The 17,108-nt window shown below is 49.2% G+C and carries 12 protein-coding genes and 1 other RNA gene; 6 read left to right on the plus strand and 7 right to left on the minus strand.

Translation table 11 applies throughout. The features are described 5' to 3' along the window. Nucleotides 1-54: 54 nt before the first annotated feature. A complete protein-coding gene (locus BLQ36_RS00845) occupies nucleotides 55-744 on the plus strand; it encodes a TVP38/TMEM64 family protein (protein WP_074513670.1) in 690 nt (229 codons plus the stop codon). 18 nt (nucleotides 745-762) lie between these two features. Beyond that, nucleotides 763-2,022, plus strand: a complete 1,260-nt coding sequence (locus BLQ36_RS00850) for a purple acid phosphatase family protein (protein WP_074513535.1) — start codon at nucleotides 763-765, stop codon at nucleotides 2,020-2,022. 48 nt (nucleotides 2,023-2,070) lie between these two features. Here BLQ36_RS00850 and BLQ36_RS00855 read toward each other — a convergent pair whose 3' ends face one another. Beyond that, nucleotides 2,071-2,295, minus strand: a complete 225-nt coding sequence (locus BLQ36_RS00855) for a hypothetical protein (protein WP_074513536.1) — start codon at nucleotides 2,293-2,295, stop codon at nucleotides 2,071-2,073. 13 nt (nucleotides 2,296-2,308) lie between these two features. Next, entirely contained in the window at nucleotides 2,309-3,262 is a 954-nt protein-coding gene (locus BLQ36_RS00860) for a magnesium transporter CorA family protein (RefSeq protein ID WP_074513537.1), read from the minus strand. A gap of 345 nt (nucleotides 3,263-3,607) precedes the next feature. Between BLQ36_RS00860 and ssrA the strand changes: the two genes are divergently transcribed. Further along, nucleotides 3,608-3,961, plus strand: a transfer-messenger RNA (tmRNA) gene (gene ssrA, locus BLQ36_RS00865). Nucleotides 3,962-4,251: 290 nt separating this feature from the next. Here ssrA and BLQ36_RS13195 read toward each other — a convergent pair. Together BLQ36_RS13195 and BLQ36_RS00875 are read right to left on the minus strand one after the other, a co-directional pair. Continuing rightward, nucleotides 4,252-4,839 carry a hypothetical protein gene (locus tag BLQ36_RS13195; protein ID WP_081342167.1) on the minus strand — a complete coding sequence of 196 codons (588 nt, stop codon included), beginning with the start codon at nucleotides 4,837-4,839 and terminating at the stop codon, nucleotides 4,252-4,254. 199 nt (nucleotides 4,840-5,038) lie between these two features. Further along, nucleotides 5,039-5,800, minus strand: coding sequence for a class I SAM-dependent methyltransferase (locus BLQ36_RS00875; RefSeq protein ID WP_074513538.1), 762 nt, complete (start codon nucleotides 5,798-5,800; stop codon nucleotides 5,039-5,041). Between the two features lie 202 nt (nucleotides 5,801-6,002). Here BLQ36_RS00875 and BLQ36_RS00880 point away from each other — a divergent pair, with 202 nt between their 5' ends. Genes BLQ36_RS00880 through BLQ36_RS00890 form a run of 3 tightly spaced genes read left to right on the plus strand, consistent with a single transcriptional unit; the run spans nucleotide 6,003 to nucleotide 8,887 of the window. Beyond that, the gene (locus tag BLQ36_RS00880; protein WP_074513539.1) at nucleotides 6,003-7,043 is read left to right on the plus strand and encodes a DctP family TRAP transporter solute-binding subunit; all 1,041 of its coding nucleotides are present in this window, start codon (nucleotides 6,003-6,005) and stop codon (nucleotides 7,041-7,043) included. Between the two features lie 15 nt (nucleotides 7,044-7,058). After that, nucleotides 7,059-7,607, plus strand: a complete 549-nt coding sequence (locus BLQ36_RS00885) for a TRAP transporter small permease subunit (RefSeq protein WP_074513540.1) — start codon at nucleotides 7,059-7,061, stop codon at nucleotides 7,605-7,607. A gap of 2 nt (nucleotides 7,608-7,609) precedes the next feature. Next, the gene (locus tag BLQ36_RS00890) at nucleotides 7,610-8,887 is read left to right on the plus strand and encodes a TRAP transporter large permease (RefSeq protein WP_074513541.1); all 1,278 of its coding nucleotides are present in this window, start codon (nucleotides 7,610-7,612) and stop codon (nucleotides 8,885-8,887) included. A 107-nt stretch (nucleotides 8,888-8,994) separates the two neighbouring features. On the opposite strand, the gene BLQ36_RS00895 is transcribed toward BLQ36_RS00890, so the two are convergent. The 3 genes from BLQ36_RS00895 to addB all read right to left on the minus strand — a co-directional run bounded on the left by BLQ36_RS00895 (nucleotide 8,995) and on the right by addB (nucleotide 17,051). After that, on the minus strand, nucleotides 8,995-9,549 hold the full coding sequence (locus BLQ36_RS00895) for a hypothetical protein (protein WP_074513542.1): 555 nt from the start codon (nucleotides 9,547-9,549) through the stop codon (nucleotides 8,995-8,997). A gap of 109 nt (nucleotides 9,550-9,658) precedes the next feature. Next, nucleotides 9,659-13,477 carry a helicase-exonuclease AddAB subunit AddA gene (addA, locus tag BLQ36_RS00900; protein ID WP_074513543.1) on the minus strand — a complete coding sequence of 1,273 codons (3,819 nt, stop codon included), beginning with the start codon at nucleotides 13,475-13,477 and terminating at the stop codon, nucleotides 9,659-9,661. Continuing rightward, nucleotides 13,443-17,051 carry a helicase-exonuclease AddAB subunit AddB gene (gene addB / locus BLQ36_RS00905; protein ID WP_074513544.1) on the minus strand — a complete coding sequence of 1,203 codons (3,609 nt, stop codon included), beginning with the start codon at nucleotides 17,049-17,051 and terminating at the stop codon, nucleotides 13,443-13,445. Before addB ends, addA begins: the two co-directional genes overlap by 35 nt. Between the last annotated feature and the right edge of the window lie 57 nt (nucleotides 17,052-17,108).

Below are 17,108 nucleotides of genomic sequence, written 5' to 3' on the forward strand. Positions count from 1 at the left end.
TAATAGAACTTAAACATAGCAACAGGAGGTATTTTTTTGAAAACCAGATTTTCGATGGGCATGGTAAAAGCAGGTGCTGCAGTTGCTATTTTCCTGCTTTTTGCCATCATCCATCTTATCAACCCCGCTTTTTTACCACACATGTTTGGCCTTTTGGCGCGCGGAGACATACAGGAAACCGCCAGCTATATCGCCTCGTTTGGTTCTTGGGCGGTAGTATTCAGCTTCCTCTTGACGCTTTTCGTCAATGCCCTTGGCTTCCCGCCAGCCATCATCTTTTCTACTGCCAACACCTTGATTTTTGGCATTGCCTGGGGAATTGTCCTTTCGGTCATCGCCGAAACAGTTGGCGTCGCATTCAGTTTTGTCCTGATGCGCTTTTTCTTCCGCGATGCTGCCGAAAAAATCATCAGCAAGAATAAAACCCTGTCAAATATCGACAAATACAGCGGCAGCCGCGGCTTCGTCGTTATGCTGATTGCCCGCATGGTCCCTTATTTCCCATCGGTCATGCTCAATGCGCTGGGCGCACTTTCCGCCATGAGTTTCCGCGACTATGTCATCGCTTCCTTTGTTGGCAAATTCCCCTCCACAGGAATCGAAGCCATCATCGGGCACGATACCATCACCCATCAGGAAGACCCTACCCGCCTCGTCGTTGTCATTATCTTTGCCATCCTGCTGATTGCTGGTGCCTGGTGGTATGAACGGAACGCTGCGAAAAAAGCCGCCAAGGAAATATAAGAAAGGAGGCTTTGCCTCATGGAACTCACACGAAGAAAATTTTTAAAGCGATGCGGACAACTGCTCTTAATTCTCAGGCTCGACAATTTTGCCCCATCACTTGCCGCTGCTGCCGAAACCTCGCTCCCCATCAAATATCTCCGGCAAATCATTACCGCCGATCCAGCAAAAAGCCGCACCATTATGTGGCAAACTACCGAAGAACTGCCGGAATGCTATCTGGAATACCGCAGCACCTATATTCCCGTAAAGACACAAGCTATCAGCTGCAAAATCCTCACAGAGGACAATGCTACCAATTACTTTTATACGGCCAAACTCACGGGACTTACACCAGCAGCTGATTACGAATACCGCATCCTTTCCGGAAGCCAGGCCACGGGTTGGCATCACTTTACCACCGCCCCTGCCACCGTTGCAGCTTTTTCCGCACTGATATTCTGTGATTCCCAATGCGGCCAGGATTACTCCGTGTGGACGCGCACCCTTACCAACGCTTGGCAGCGTCATCCCGATGCTCACTTCTTTACGGATATTGGCGACCTTACGGATAACGGCCAATTAAACTGGCATTGGGATAGCTTCTTCACGGCCATGGGTGATATACCTGAGAAACATCTCTTTGTGCCGGTAATGGGAAATCACGAATGCTACAGTCTTGATTGGAAATTCTGCCGTCCGCAGCGCTACCTTGACTCCTTTACCCTGCCCCCAAATGGCAGCAGCCGCTATCAGGGATACTACTATTCTTATGATTACGGCCCAGTCCACTTCATTGTACTGAATACCCAGATGCTGGAACTGAATTACTTCGCACCAGGCCTATTGCAAGAGCAGCTGGACTGGCTCAAACACGATGTGCGCAGTCATAAAAAAACGTGGCAGGTGGTACTCATGCACAAAGATATCCTCGCCTACGATGAATATCAGCAGGGCACCAAGCAAGCTGGAGGAATCAGCGATGTCGGCCATGCTTTCATGAAGGCCTTCGATGAATTGCACATCGACCTGGTGTTGACCGGTCATATGCATACCTATCGCAACCGGGGCCATATCAAAAACCTGAAGCCTGCCGAACAAGGGCCAGTATATATCATGAGTGGTCCGTCCGGCAACGAACAATATCATGTTCCCGCTGATGAAACCTACGACCGCAGTGCTATCTATCAACCCACTCCAGAGAATTATCTCGTACTTGACGCAAACAACAGCCAGCTGACCATACGTGACTATACCGTCAGCGGCGAACACGTTGATACGGTTACCCTAAAAAAATAATCGCAACAAAAAAACTTCCCAATTGGGAAGTTTTTTTCATGATAAAATTCAGCAGGAACTATCACCTAGAATCGGATGTTTGATAGGCCGGAGGCTGCGAACCGTCACCAGGCGCAACGCTTCGCGCATCGTCACATCCTCGCGCCCACTTTCCGACTCATAAACACAGATTGGCTGGGCCATCCCGACCTCACTGCCGGGCATATAAACATATTCCTGATTCACCGCATCGCCAAAGATGACGCCGGCTTTCAGTTTCGACTCGACCATCATAAGAAGTTCCCTCTCAAAACATATCTTTTTTCCACAAAGCATACGCACCAGAAACACTGATGCCAAAGGCAATAATCATAACATAGAAGAAGCCGTGACCATCATCGGCAAAGGGAACCGGTACGTTCATACCAAAGAAACTGGACACGACCGTCGGAATAGCGATGATAATCGTCATGGCTGCCAGGAATTTCATGACCAAGTTCTGGTTATTGGCGATAATGGAGGTAAAGGTATCCGCCATGCGGGCCAAAATCTTGCTGTACATCTCCACCATTTCCTTGGCCTGCTTATTCTCGATAATAACATCCTCCAGCAGGTCTTCATCCTCATCATAGGCCTTGAGGATTGGCGTAAGCTGCGGATTGTTGCGCATGCGCATCAGTTTATCAAGCACCGCACCATTGGAACGGATAGCAGCATTAAAATAGGTCAAGCCCTTCTGCAGCTCCAACAAGCGCAGGATTTCGCTATTTTTCATATCATGACGAAGCTGTTCCTCGATTTCATCGGAAAGCTTGCTAATCTGGCGCAAATAACGCAGATAAAACGTCATGGACTTATAGAGGATCTGGAATAGGAATCTGGTCTTTTTATACGTGCGGAACAATTTCGCGGTACGCTCGTTGAATTCAGCCATAACCGGCGTTTCCTCGAGACATACAGTAATGATATATTCCTCGGTGACAATGATAGCCAACGGCAAGACATCGTAGCTGTCCTGTCCGCGGCAAATTGCGACATTGGTCAAAACCATGACCGAATCGTCTTCGATATCCGTATGAGAGCGCTCTTCATCATCTAGTGCAGAGCGCAAAAAATCCGAATCTACCTCGGTCAGATTGCTGACTACCTTCAGCTCATAGGGCGTCGGGTCAACAATATTGATCCAGGCACCTTTTTCCAGCGTCTTCAAGGTGAGCTCCTGCAAAGGGCCACTCTCCATGGATTTATAAATCTGAAGCATGGCGAAATGTCTCCTTTCTTCATGAGGAAGGGAGCATTATCCTTCTGCCGGAATTATACAAACAGCCGGCAGGAAAATGGCACACGTTCCCCATCGGTATTTAACTTGCATCGTTTAGGGTCTGCCGTACCAGGGTGATCATCCATTTTCCTCACCAGCCTTTCTTTTCGTAGTAGGGGAAAGATAGCGCCGCTATTTTTCCCGTCCTCCATTATATGCCTTTTTCCCACATCTTGTCTAGCGAAACTTGCGGTTCCTAATCTCTTTTTTCTTGACATTATCACTTATTATTACTATAATATATGAACACAACCAAATACTGCTTGAATGGGCAGATTTCATCGTGGGGATGTAATGGTCTCGACGGGGATATATGTTCCATGGATAGCGAGCCGGGGGGTCATCAACCCGTTAGTAAGGTGAAAACTTTTATTTAAATATAAAAGCTAACGAAGATTACGCTTTAGCCGCTTAAGGCTAACCCCTGTCTGTTTTTCTCCCGCGAAGACGGATAAGGGGCTAACAGCGGGATACCTCAGTGCCAATTCTCGGAGGTGCTGACGGGAAATCTTATCGAGATCGGAATGAAGCCGTTTGTTTGTGGATGGCCGATTTCTTAAATCTAACCACAAACTGCGCTCGGAGAAGTCTATGCAACAGTATTTTCGGACAGGAGTTCGATTCTCCTCATCTCCACCATGCAAACTCCTGTCCAAGTTTTTCTAAAAAACTTGGGCGACTCCATAGATACACTGCAAAAGAAAAGCGTGATTGACTTTCACCAGTCGATCACGCTTTTTTCGTTTTTATATGCTTTTTTCATAATTTTATGTTCTTAACGATTAATGTCATTTTCGCGCATCCCAACAGCAAGCCTGCACTTATCGATGTCTTTCCTCGTTAATAACTGGAACTTCTTAATAAAATCCCATTCATCATTATAGGTACGAATTGGGTGCACTAGAAAAAACAGGCTTTTGCTTTTTTTCTTATTTTAACCCCACTTGCGCCTTTCCAACAACCCGATCATTTTGTATGGTTATATTTGCATTTGAACCTAAAGAACCATTACCATCGAATTTTAGAATAACTGTTTCATATCCTCCAACGTTACTTTGCGACATTACTTCTCCAAGACTGCCAACAATTTCATGTACTTGTTTTGGGGTCATCCCCATTTCAATACGATTATATTTGTCCAATGTCATTATGTGCTTTGCCTTGTACTCTGCTTCGTATTGCGCTAGTCGTGCCTCTTTTTCCCTAATCTCGTTATCTATCTTTCGCCCTTCTTCTTTTTGCTTTTCCTGCTCTTTTCTTTCTGCTTGTTCCTGCTGTTGTCTTTCGTGGATAGACTTACCAATGTCCGTTTGGCCAAATGCTGTAACACCCCAAATCAAAAGTATATTTAGCCCCCATGCCCCTAACAATAACGCACAAACCTGCTTACGTGTCTTATTGAATCTAAAGCGTTGAGGAACTATTATGGCTACCAACGCCAACACTGGTATAGCGAATAATGCCACCATTGTTACAAGCAGTAATATACCTTCCAATATCATTATAATATCACTCATATTTCCCCTCTCATTTCACTCCTATTTTACTTTTATCTTCTGTCACTATTACTCCTTATTCGCTGGTATTTGCTAAAGTCCTTCTCCTATACTGCAGAAGGGACAAATCCTGATAAGTGTGTAAATTTTTTAGAAAAGCGACCGGGCTATGCATAAGTGTTTTTTCACTCATGCGCAGCCCCATTTTTTCATACCTAAATCAGTTTTCTATTTTCACAGCCCGCAGACGAATACGGACGTAATCTATCGTCCAGATTCCATCCTGGCAGAGTTCTGGCGCTAGTGCTTCCTCCGTTTCACGGATAATGCGCGCCTTCATTTCCTCCGCCATCCCGTCAAAGGGTTGTTGGATAAACATGCGTATCCAGTCGGCAACACTGCGCCCCTCCGGCTGCGGCGTTGGTCGGTCAAACAGGATTGCGTAGTCCACGCGCAAACCAGCCTGATCGACCAGCGGAGTATACTCGCCAATGCTGGGAAAAAATTGAATAGGCTGGTAACTATAGCCATATTCTGCAAATTTCTTTGCCAGCATCCCATGTACCTTTGCCCCGCAGCCAATACCGCCAAATTCGGTTACCAACTGGCCTCCCGTACGAAGATTCGCGGCGATATTGCGCAGCATCAGATACTGCTTGTCTTCATCAATCCAGTGAAATACTGCATTGGAAAAGATTACATCGGCAGGCTCTTCCAAATGGAAAGATAACGCATCAGCTTCCTTAAAGGATAACTCCGGATGATTTTTCCTCGCTTCTTCAAGCATTGCGGCTGACGCGTCAATTCCCAGCACCTTGAACCCGGCCTGAGCCAGCTTGGCCGTTAAAGCACCATTGCCACAACCAAGGTCAACCACCTGGCTCCCCTTGGGCGCAGTAATCAAGCTCATGACATCCTCGCCATATTCGTGTACAAAGGAAAATCCATTACCGTAATCTTTGGCATTCCAATTCAGATTCACAAGATCCCCTCCTATTCAATCACTATCAGAAGCTATTCGCCCTCAATGAGAAATTTCCTGCCGCTGTCAGAATCTTTCTTTTCCTGTTGCATTTCCCCTTCAATTGGTATACACTGTATAACAATGTTGCTTTACAACTTTACACTTCTATTATTGTTGTATAGTATTATTTTATTACCTTTATACGCAGGAGGCGCATTTTATGACGCAAAAGTCAATCCCAACTCCCTTTATCCTCATTCTGCTCTGCATCTTCTCGTTGACACTCAGCGGATGCGGACTCGGTAAAATGGCCCGGGAACATCAGCAGGCGCAGAGCGGATGCGTTGAGTTAAAACTGGCTTATCATCTGCCAGCCAATCACTATCTTTCCCAAGGAATGGAACGATTTGCCCAGCGGGTAAACGAACGTTCACAGGGAACCATCAAGATTACCACCTATCCTGCCGGACAGCTTTATACCGATAAAAGTATGAATGACGCGATCATGTCCGGCGGTTTGGATATGGGACTAAATTCCACCGCCATGTGGACCACCGTTGTCCCCTCGCTGAACGTGCTGGACGTTCCCTTCCTGCTCAACAGCTACGAAGCCGTCGGCAAAGCTATGAACGGGAGTCTCGGACACACACTGACTACCGAAATGGAACGGAAAGGTGTCCACCCTCTTATCTGGGTTGATTACGGCTATGTACAGTTCTGCAACAATTCCCGCCAGCTCAAAAAGCCGGAAGACTTTCAAGGGCTTCAGCTGCGCGGCTATGGACAGATTCCCGCTGAAACCATCAAAGCCCTCAGCGCATCGCCTGTCACCATGAGTTCTGGCGAAGTCTACATGGCAATGCAGCGCGGCACGATTGACGGACAGACCTCGGGCACCACGGCCATGTATCAGCGAAAAATCTATGAAGTCGGCAAATACCTTACGATGACCAATCACGCCTTTTGTGAATTCGTCCTGGCGATGAACAATACCGCCTGGGAACAGCTGTCCGAGGAACAAAAACAACTTCTCGAGGAATGTGCCGAAGAAACACGCGAAGAAATCCACCAGCAAACAAAAGAAGAAGATTTAAAAGCCATGAAGCTCTTACAGGAACACGGTATGGATGTCTATACGATTCCTCCTGAAGATATTCCGCTTTGGCAGGAAGCCACGATGTCCGTCCGAGAAAACTTCATCCGCAACACCGGTGACCTCGGGCAGCAGCTCGTCAACCAATGCCTTGCTGCCAACAATTAAAAAAGGAGACAAACTATGAAGCAATTCCTCTTAGCCCTTGACCATTTTCTTGAAAAACTCAGCAAAGCCGCCGCTATTCTCGCCGGTATTTTCATTCTCGCTACGGCATTTATCATTGTCTACGAAGTAATCATGCGCGGCCTCTTTCACTCCCCTACGGAATGGGTACTCGAAATATCTACCTATTTCATCATCACAGCCGGATTTCTCGGACTCGCCATTACCTTCCGCCAAAAGGCACACATCCAGGTTGATCTGTTCGCCAGCAAATTGTCGAAAAGAAATAGCCGAAACGTCAACCTTTGTTTAAACCTGCTCGCCATCTTCACCTTTCTTATCTTTATGACCGAGAGCATGGACCAGGTCACAGCATCGTTTGTTTACCACAAACTATCTCCGTCGATTCTTCGCTTCCCGCTCTACATTCCACAGTTTGCTCTCGTACTCGGTTCGGCCCTGCTGCTCGGAGAAATCATCCGCCGTTTTCTCTTTGATCTGCTCTGCCTGCCGGATATGCCCACGCCATTAAATAACACTGGCAAAAGCGATAAGGAGGCACAATGACCATGGCCTTATTCTACAGTATTTTCATCCTCCTGTTGCTTTTTGCGGGCATGCCCGTTGCCTTTACCTTGATTTTTGCCGGTATTCTCGGTATGCTGCTATTTCTCGGCGGACCTGCTGCTTTCACGCAGATTCCGGTCATTGCCTATAAAACCTTGGACGATTTTGTGCTGGTTGCCGTCCCTCTCTATATCCTCATGAGCCATATCCTGCTGCAGGGTAAAGTCGGCAATGGCCTTTTTGAACTTGGCAATAAATGGCTCGGACATCTTCCCGGCGGGCTTGGCGTCGCTACCATTTTCGCTTGTGCCATCTTTGCTGCCATTTCCGGCTCCAGTGTCGCCACGGCTGTTACGATTGGCGCCATGGCTATTCCCGAAATGCTAAAGCGGGGATATGAGCGCACAACCGTCTTGGGTGCTGTCGCTGCTGGCGGTACGCTTGGAATCCTGCTCCCGCCGAGCATCCCTATGATTCTTTTCGGTTCCATTACCGGTGAGTCCGTCGGAAAACTTTTTCTCTCGGGTATCGTTCCAGGTGCACTGCTGACGCTGCTGTTTATCCTCTATCTGGTCTTCCGCTGCCGCCATATGAAACGCCAGCAGCCAGCCAGCTGGTCCGAACGCCTGCATGTCCTCAGTAAGAATTTCTGGGGCCTCATGCTGCCTGTCATCGTTGTCGGCGGCATCTACACCGGCTTATTCACACCAACCGAAGCTGCCGCGATTGGCACGCTTTACAGTCTTTTTATTACTTTTTTCATTTATCGCACCGTTTCGCTAAAAGACCTGCCCGCCATCTTCACCGAAACTGTCAAGACGACTTCCATGATTTTTGCCATCATGATTGGTGCCATGTTATTCGGGTTCATTCTGACGGCTCTACAAACACCACAGACCTTGATTTCCCTGGTAACGGAAAGCGATATCAACCGCTGGCTAATCTTCCTCGGCATCAACATCGTTCTGCTATTGCTTGGCTGTGTCTTGGAGACCGTATCCATCATCCTCATTACGCTGCCCATGCTCTTTCCCATTGTCAAACAGCTTGGCTTTGACCTCATCTGGTTCAACGTTGTCATGCTGATTAACATGGAGCTGGCTTTGATTACCCCGCCCATTGGCATGAACCTTTTCGTTATAAAAGGAATCAGCCCCGACAGCCGGCTGCAGCAGATTATAGTCGGTTCGATTCCCTTTGCCATCATCATGGTTCTGGAAATCATCCTGCTTTGTTTGGTACCACAGCTTAGCACCTGGCTCCCCTCTGTACTGAAATAAAACCGCAAAACTAAAAAACTCTCCCTAGGATGACCGCACGAATCGCCTGTCACCCTAGGGAGAGTTTTTCATATAAAAGCCGTCAAAGGAAACTGCCGGCTGTAATTTTACCGAAGTTCGCAGGTTGAATATGTCACCGCAATGGAATCTGCCCTGCTTTGCAGGAACCGCACATAAACATTTCCCTGTATTGCCTGGCACCAGGCTGCACCGCGAGCATAATTATTTCTGGAATGATTCTGGGCATCTCCCCACAAGGCATCCTTTTCCGCGGCCGTAATGCCAATCGCCATTTCGGTTAAGGCAATTGCATCACGCGAATACCTGCCAGCGGCATTATTCATCGGATTCCACATTACTTTCGCCCGCATTACCGCCCCGGAATTTCTATCGCATAACATAGCAATCATTACATAATCGCGCGTTGTACCAAAACTTACCAAATACGTTTGGTACTGAACATTAGGATTATCGCTATCGCTGTTCAAACCAAGATGTTGAAAATTGCGCAAGCAAATATTCTGGTCATAATTATTGTAAATCTCATACATTCTAGTGGCCATTTGTTCTGCACTGCCAGCATACAACGGCGCTGCCGCCATTGCCGTATGACCACTCCATAACGCCACCCACGTCAAGACAACTACCAGTAACTTTTTCATACATTCCCCTCACATATCTCATTTTTTTCTGCATTATTATACAATAACAACACTTTTAATACAAGTTTAATAAAGCAGTCTGCCCTTCCAAAGACAGACTGCCTTATCATTAGCCAGCAACTGGTACCTTGACCAGCTGGCCGCTTTGAAGCAAATACAGATACCGTTCCTTAACCGGACGGTTGAGAATTGCCTGTACGGCTTCACTGTATAAATCCACTTGTATCCGATACCGGCGCAAAGCCTTTTCAGGGTCCGGACTGCGGTCGGTCTTATAATCGACCAGAACCAAACTGCCGTCCGCCTCTTCGAACAATAAATCAATTACCCCCTGGGTAAAGACCCGTTCCTCTCCAGATTTCACCTGGGGATAAAAGCGTTTGGCTGGAAGCATCCGGCTAAACGGAAGTTCGCGCCAGACGTTAACCGCCTTGCGAAGCCGCTCTCCGATTTCTGACTGGATAAATCCTTGGATGCCTTTTATATAGACAGCTTCCTTCTGTCCCGGCTGCAGAATACCGCGAAGCTCCATGCTCTCCAGCTGCCTTTGAATTCCGGCAAAACTTCTGTCCCCTTGCAAGTCCAAATGCTGCATGGCTGTATGCATAATCGTACCGCGCTCAGCCGCCGACAATCCCTGCCGTGCCTCCTGCAAAAATCTTGGACGCGGCCACTCAAAATCCTGTTTTGCTTCCGCCTCGGAGAGCTTTACCATTAAATTCTGCTGGGGCAGTTCGTCCGCCAAGGGTTCATGTTCAGCAAAGCGGTGCTTGATTTCCGTAACCGTAAGCTTTGCCGGTACTTCATCCAATCCGCCCATATCATATTGCCACGACAAACAGTTTTCCACCTGTTCTTTTTGCGCTGTCGCTGGCATGGGGGCAAGGGCGGCAGCTGCCTCAAGCAACGGGTCCTCTTGCCGCTCCGTCGCCACCTTTGCCCCGACTTCAGACGCTGGAATCAGCTGAACCGCAAATTCCGTATTGTCCTCTGCGGGCAACAAATCATTTTCTGCCACCTCGGCCTCCATGAACGCCCGCAGCGACGCACCATCCCGATGACGAGCTACTGCCGGTACGATCCAGTCCAAGTATGTTTTGGCCTGACGAATGGCTTGTACCGAAAATTGTCTGTCTTTATCCGCCAGCAGCTGCCCCCAAGCTTTTGCCCGATTCTCCACTTGTGACGACGACAACGTCCCCGTGATGATAAGTTTTTCCCGGGCACGGGTCAAAGCCACATAAAGGATACGCATCTCCTCTGCCTTCGTCTCATCCACAATCTTATCGGCAATCGCCTGCCAAGGCATCGTGTTGTAAATCTGACGTCCAGTTCGCGAACGCTCGGCCAACTTCAAGCCAATCCCCAATTGCTGATGCATCAAGAAAGTCCCTTGTGCATCCCGGAGATTGAATTCCTTCGCGGCATTGGCCAGGATCACCACAGGAAATTCCAGCCCCTTGCTTTTGTGAATCGTCATAATGCGAACGACATCCTCACTGGCCCCCAAAGTACGGGCCACGGAAAGGTCTGTCTCTCTTTTTTTGAGGTCGTCAATAAACCGCAGGAAGCGGAACAGCCCCCGATAATTCGTACGTTCGTAGTCCGCCGCCCGATCAGCCAGCATACGCAGGTTAGCCTGCCGAAGCAGACCGCCTTTGAGGCTGCCCACATAATCGTAATAACCGGTCTCCCGATAAAGCATCCAAATAAGTTCCGGCACGCTATGGCTCACAGCATAATTTCGCCAAGCGGCCAGCTCCTGCTGAAAGGCAGCCGTTCGCTCTGCCAGCTTTTTCGAAAGTTTTGTATCGGGGGAAAAGCTGGCCAGCAGTCCGTCATACAGGTCGCCCTCTTCCGCAGCCAGACGAATCTCCACCAATTCCTTCATGGAAAAACCACCAATGGGAGAAGCCAGTACAGCGGCTAACGGGATATCCTGGCGGGCATTATCCAGCACTGACAACAGCGCCAACACAATGCGCACTTCACTGGCCTCAAAATAACCGCCCCCCACGTCGGCATAGGCTGAAATCCCGTTTTTCCGCAGGGTTTCCAGCAAGACATCGGCTTTTCCCTGTACGGCGCGCATCAACACGGCAATATCCCGCAGTTCCAGCGGGCGATACTGATTCGTTTCCTTATCCAGTACCACATGATGATTCTCCATCAGCAGCTGGATGCGATTGGCAATATACTGGGCTTCCAGCTCGAAGCCCTCCAGCACTTCCTCTGCCACTTCGTTTTTTGGGTCTTTCTTTTCTCCCAGGAGGATATCCAACTCCAAAGGTCCGGCAAGAGTGTTTTCCGCTAGAGGATAGTTTGCCCCCGGGTGGAGCCGGCTGCGTTCATCATATTCAATTTCCACCGCATCCCGGCGCATAATCTGCTCAAAGATAAAATTGATAGGTTCCAGGACTTCTGCACGGCTGCGGAAATTCTTTTTCATCGTAATCAGCTGATTTTGCTCTCCCTTCCGGCACTCTTCCGGAAAACTATCGTATTTTGCCTGGAAAAGATACGGATCCGCTAAGCGGAACCGATAAATGCTCTGCTTGACATCACCGACGGTAAAACGATTGGCCTCCCGTGCAATAAGGTTCAGGATTGCTTCCTGCACCCCATTGGTATCCTGGTATTCATCGACCATGATTTCCTTGTACTGCTCCCGTAGGGAAATGGCCGCTGCCGTTGGTACATACTCCGGCTCATCCTGCATGATTTTTTCCGCATCGCCACAGAGAATCTCCAAGGCAAAATGCTCCAAATCGTTGAAGTCGAGAATATTGCGTTCTTTCTTGGCAGTCTGCAGCGCATCGATAAAGTCCAAAGCCAGCTGCACGTATTGCTTCACCGCGTTGCCACTGCCTTTGATGCTATGCCAAAGTGCTTCCTCTCCCTCTTGCAAATATTTTTCTTTTAATTTGCCAAAACTCTTTTTAACCTTGTCCCGGGCTTTGTCAAATTTATCGCGCACCTCCGGATAATCCGCTTTCAGTGCTTTAAATTCCTTCTTGGCCAATCTGACCCAGTTGACCTTTCCGGCCGCATCCCGCACAGCATCAAAACAACCATCAGCGGGATGCTTTTCACAAATGCGAAGCGCCCCACGAACAGCTTCCAGCTGCTCAATATCCGCCTGCACAGCCTCCACATAGGGCTTCCATTCCTCCTGCAAGGCCACAGGATCCCCGTCTCCCACAAGCATCGTCAACTGATCATACTGCCGGATACAAGCATCGATTTCCAAAACTGCCCCCGACAATATCCGCTGAAACCATGGCGTCGTAAACAGGCAGTCTGCCAATTCATAAGTTTCCCGTTGTCGGTTCAACCAAGCTTTCGGATAGGGCTGGCTCTGGCTGAAATTATAAAGCTTCAACACCGCCTCATAAATGGCATCATCCCCCCGGTCATTGCCATAGTCATCTGCAAACGAAAGGAATTCTTCCCAGGCTGGGATCGCTTCTGCCAATTCCGGACGTTCGTAGCGTTTCTCCAACAGCTCTTCTAAAACGTCCCGCTTCAGCAAAACCATTTCCTGCTCTCCTGCCAAACGGAATTGCGGGTCTACCTCCACCGCTTCGATATTTTTCCGGATTACCTGTTGGCAAAAAGAATGAAACGTGGAGATATCCGCACCGGTTAACAGTACGGTCTGCCGCTCCAGCCAGGCAGAAAGGGCCGCATTTTCTTCTACCAGCAGCCGCTTTTGCAACGCACCTTCAATCCGCTCCCGCATTTCTGCCGCAGCGGCACTGGTAAACGTCACGACCAACAGCTCATCTATGGAAAGTTCCCGTTCCATAAGCTGCTTGATAATTCGCTCTACCAGCACCCTTGTCTTTCCCGACCCAGCAGCAGCAGCTACCAAAATATTTTTTCCCCGGACATCAATTGCCTTCTGTTGGTCGATTGTATAATCCACGGAGCAAATCCTCCCTTCCTGTACACTCAGCCATCCGCCGTTCCAAATCTTCCTCTTCCACCTGCACCACATCGTGGTATTCGCAGCCCGGCAGCTCAGGATCAAAGCCACAAAGATCACGATACGCACAATAACTGCAAGCCTTATATTCCTGATTATTCTTTATAACACGATACGGCTTGGCCTTGATTTGCCCCTCAAGAATCTGCTTGCCAGTGTCACGCAGAATATAGTCCACATAACTAAGCAGCAAAGCAAATTCTTCCTGAGTACGCACATAATGCCCCTTTTTCGTCGCCTCGTCAAAACTGCCATCTTTTTTGCGCTTCAGCATCAGATGTCCCAGCCCCTTATCTATGCTGTCAATCACTTCCTGATCCGCGCACACCCATCCGGGCATACGAAGTTCAGCCATGACCTTTGCCGCCAGTTCCTTATCCGACAAACGCTTTTCACTGCTGACCACCGGATTCTTCAGAAAGGCATAAAGTATTCCTGCTGGCAGCCGGTCTTTCCCCTGTTGATGGAAAAGCTGCTGAGCGACCATCACATAGACCAAAAGCTGAAGTTTCAGGCCGTAATAGACCTCGAAAAGGTTGATAGCTGCCTGACCAGTTTTATAATCCAACACCAGGAAATACGGCTGTTCCTGATGAATATCGAGACGGTCTATCTGTCCCTTGAAAGACAGCCGGAATCCATTTCCTAATGGCAACGGCGATAACTGTGCCGAATCCCCCGCATGACCAAAAGCTTCCTCAAAATAAGCCGGTTGAAATTCTGAAAGGGCCGCCCAAGCCGTAAGCTGAGCGACTGCCTGCCCAGCCGTTTCCGCAATCCGGCTCTTCAAATGCCGATAATTGGCACGACTCAGCAGGATTTCACTCTGAAGCCTCGGTGCCAATTCCTCTACCAGCGATTGGCATATCGGCAAACGCTTCTCTTCCGGCACATCCTGCCAACGGCCGGCAAATTCTTCGCGCACCTTTTCCCCATAAGCATGGAGAACCGCATGGAGCAATTGTCCCAAATCCATATTTTTGAACTGATACACCCGCCGTTCCTGCAATTTAAGCCCATAAGCCGCAAAATGCGAAAACGGACACTGGCGGAACTTTTCAAACTGGGTCACACTGCCATGGAGACTCTTGCCACGCAAATAAATCGCCTGTGCCAACTCTTCCGGCAGCTGTTCTTCGTTGGCTTTGGCAAACAATCCAGACAAGGCCAGTTTCAATGGACGCCGCAATTCCGGCTGCGTAAGCGCCCAATTATAGACATCCTGCCAAAAAGAAGCCGGCTCCTTTTCCTTCGTTCGCGATTCCTTGCGGCTCCGCAATACATTAACCAAACTGGAAATTGCCGGCCGCCCCGCAACCAGCTGCAGATTGTCTTCACGCTGCAAAGTCTCCAACGGAATCGAAAGGAAAGGCAGCTGCACATAAAGCTGCCACAATCGCTGGACAATAGAAGAAGGCTGCAAGCCATTCCCCTCCGCATCGGCCAGCGCATAGGATATCCATAAATACTCCCGTGCCTCATTGAAACTGCGGTACAACAAAAATTTCTCGCCGAAACTCCGCTCCCGGCTCCCACGAGAAATCTCGGGAATCTCCATACCTTCCCGCTGAAGCTCCTGCAAGGCTTCATCAATATGAAGGCGCTCAGCATCTGTCAAAAGTCCCTGTTCCGACGAACGCCGCGGCATGATCTCCGCATTGGCCCCCAAGATATAAACGGCCCGGGAATTATCGAGACTGTTCTGATCAAAAGATGCCAACGTCACATAGTCGAGCCCCGGCGGAATCAGAGAAATCGTCAAGGCGTCCAAACCATCACTAAGTACAGCGTCAAATTCTGGCAAGGTCATGCTTTCCTCGCCGCTGATTTCCACAATCTGGTCAAGCAGGCCGATACTACCTCCCCAAATCTGACGATGTTCCATAGCATCGGCCAATCGTCCTTCTTTTTCTGCTATATCCGTCCACTGGGAAAGATGCACCGGTACTTCCAACCGTTCCAAGAAACGGTACACTGCTTCGGTCTGTCCCTGCACATCTGCGGCTTCCCGGATTTCATCTTCCAACTTTGCTAACGGATCCATAGCCTGACGGCGGAGCGAATCGATGCCAGCCAATTTTTCTGCGGCTGCCTCGTCTAGTATTTCCTCATCATCTTCCAAGGCATACCGGCGATGCCAATTCCACGGTTCTTCCTGGGCCCAGCGCTTCCGCCCGCGGATGCCAAATTCCAGCACATAGTTTTCCAACTTGTCGATATCTTCCCGCACCAACGGGAAAAAACCTGTCCGCAGGCAGCGAAACACCGTTTCGTACCGCCAGCCCTTTACCACGACTTCTAAGGCAGAGCGTATCAATTCGGCCAAGGGGTGATGGATGCTCGGGCGTTTGCTGTCCTGAAAAAACGGAATCCCGTAATCTTGAAAAACCAATCGCAGGATATCCCCATAAGCTTCTTCCTCCCGAATCAGTACGCCCACGTCCTGATAGCGGTAGCCTTTTTCCCGGACCAGGCGGCGAATATCTGCCGCCACCGCCTCCACTTCTAGTCTCCGATTGGCCGCCTCGGTCAGTTGTATCGCCTCTTCCGCTTCTACAGCCCTGCCTCCCCGGTCAAAAAGCATTCCTTCCACTTGCCGCAACGGCATTTTCTTGCTGCGATGATTTTCCTCAAGCAGCGTCACCGGATAATTTTCTACTAGCATCGATTGACCGGTCAAATTTCCTGCCAACTCACAAATGCTTTCCATCGTGCGATAGGAACGCTGGAACAGTCCCGTTTCCTGCAGATTTTCCGGCAATCTCAAAGTTACCTGGCCATCAGCCAGCCGTTTCCCAGCCATTGGCAGCGTAATGTGCACCCGGTCCACGGTCTGCAATAACGCCGCCAAAACCTGCCGCTCCTGTGGATTGAAGAAAATAAACCCATCAATCCACACCTCTGCATGCTTCAGCAACGGGGCTTCCGGCAACTTTTCCGCCAACAGAGACATCATGTCCTCGGCGTCATTTGCCCTCCCCTCCATGGCAGCCGCAAACTCATCCGACAAGGCGGCCAGCTCTGTCAGTTTACTGGCCAGACGGCTGCTGTTTTCCCCCAACCGCCCACTTGCCTTGCGCAACACATCCGTCGTCAGCCGGTAACTTTTGAATTCCTTGATAGCATCGGACAAACTTGCCGTAAAGCCCCGCTGGCGTGCTGCTCTGGCAAATACGTCAAGGTCTTTTTTCTTTTGATGTCCTACGAGCAGCTTACGCAGCAACAGCCGTCTTCCCACTTCACTGATACGCGGAATATCCGCCCCCCCCGTCTCCAAAAGCACCTGTCTGGCAAAACGGCGAAAACCAAATACATAACCTCGAAAAAAGCCCTGCCCCTGAGGAATCGACGATGCCAGCTGCCGTTCGACCTTGTAAGTCATATGCTCTGGCAAAATCAAAACCAGTGAATGGCCGATAGGGTTCTGTTCCATCTGTTTCCGCATAGCAGCCAGGCACGCATGCGTCTTGCCGGTACCGGCCCGTCCGATGATAAAATCAAGTTTAGCTGTCATAATAACCTGCCTCGTATCGAAAAAGAAAGGACATATTCCCATACAAGGAATATGTCC

The organism is Selenomonas sp. WCT3, assembly GCA_900100835.1.
Taxonomy (GTDB): domain Bacteria; phylum Bacillota; class Negativicutes; order Selenomonadales; family Selenomonadaceae; genus Selenomonas_A; species Selenomonas_A ruminantium_E.

Coding starts and splice junctions, on each gene's coding strand:
- BLQ36_RS00845 (WP_074513670.1), top strand. CDS start 55: ATGGGCATGGTAAAAGCAGGTGCTGCAGTTGCTATTTTCCTGCTTTTT.
- BLQ36_RS00850 (WP_074513535.1), top strand. CDS start 763: ATGGAACTCACACGAAGAAAATTTTTAAAGCGATGCGGACAACTGCTC.
- BLQ36_RS00855 (WP_074513536.1), bottom strand. CDS start 2,295: ATGATGGTCGAGTCGAAACTGAAAGCCGGCGTCATCTTTGGCGATGCG.
- BLQ36_RS00860 (WP_074513537.1), bottom strand. CDS start 3,262: ATGCTTCAGATTTATAAATCCATGGAGAGTGGCCCTTTGCAGGAGCTC.
- BLQ36_RS13195 (WP_081342167.1), bottom strand. CDS start 4,839: ATGAGTGATATTATAATGATATTGGAAGGTATATTACTGCTTGTAACA.
- BLQ36_RS00880 (WP_074513539.1), top strand. CDS start 6,003: ATGACGCAAAAGTCAATCCCAACTCCCTTTATCCTCATTCTGCTCTGC.
- BLQ36_RS00885 (WP_074513540.1), top strand. CDS start 7,059: ATGAAGCAATTCCTCTTAGCCCTTGACCATTTTCTTGAAAAACTCAGC.
- BLQ36_RS00890 (WP_074513541.1), top strand. CDS start 7,610: ATGGCCTTATTCTACAGTATTTTCATCCTCCTGTTGCTTTTTGCGGGC.
- BLQ36_RS00895 (WP_074513542.1), bottom strand. CDS start 9,549: ATGAAAAAGTTACTGGTAGTTGTCTTGACGTGGGTGGCGTTATGGAGT.
- addB (WP_074513544.1), bottom strand. CDS start 17,051: ATGACAGCTAAACTTGATTTTATCATCGGACGGGCCGGTACCGGCAAG.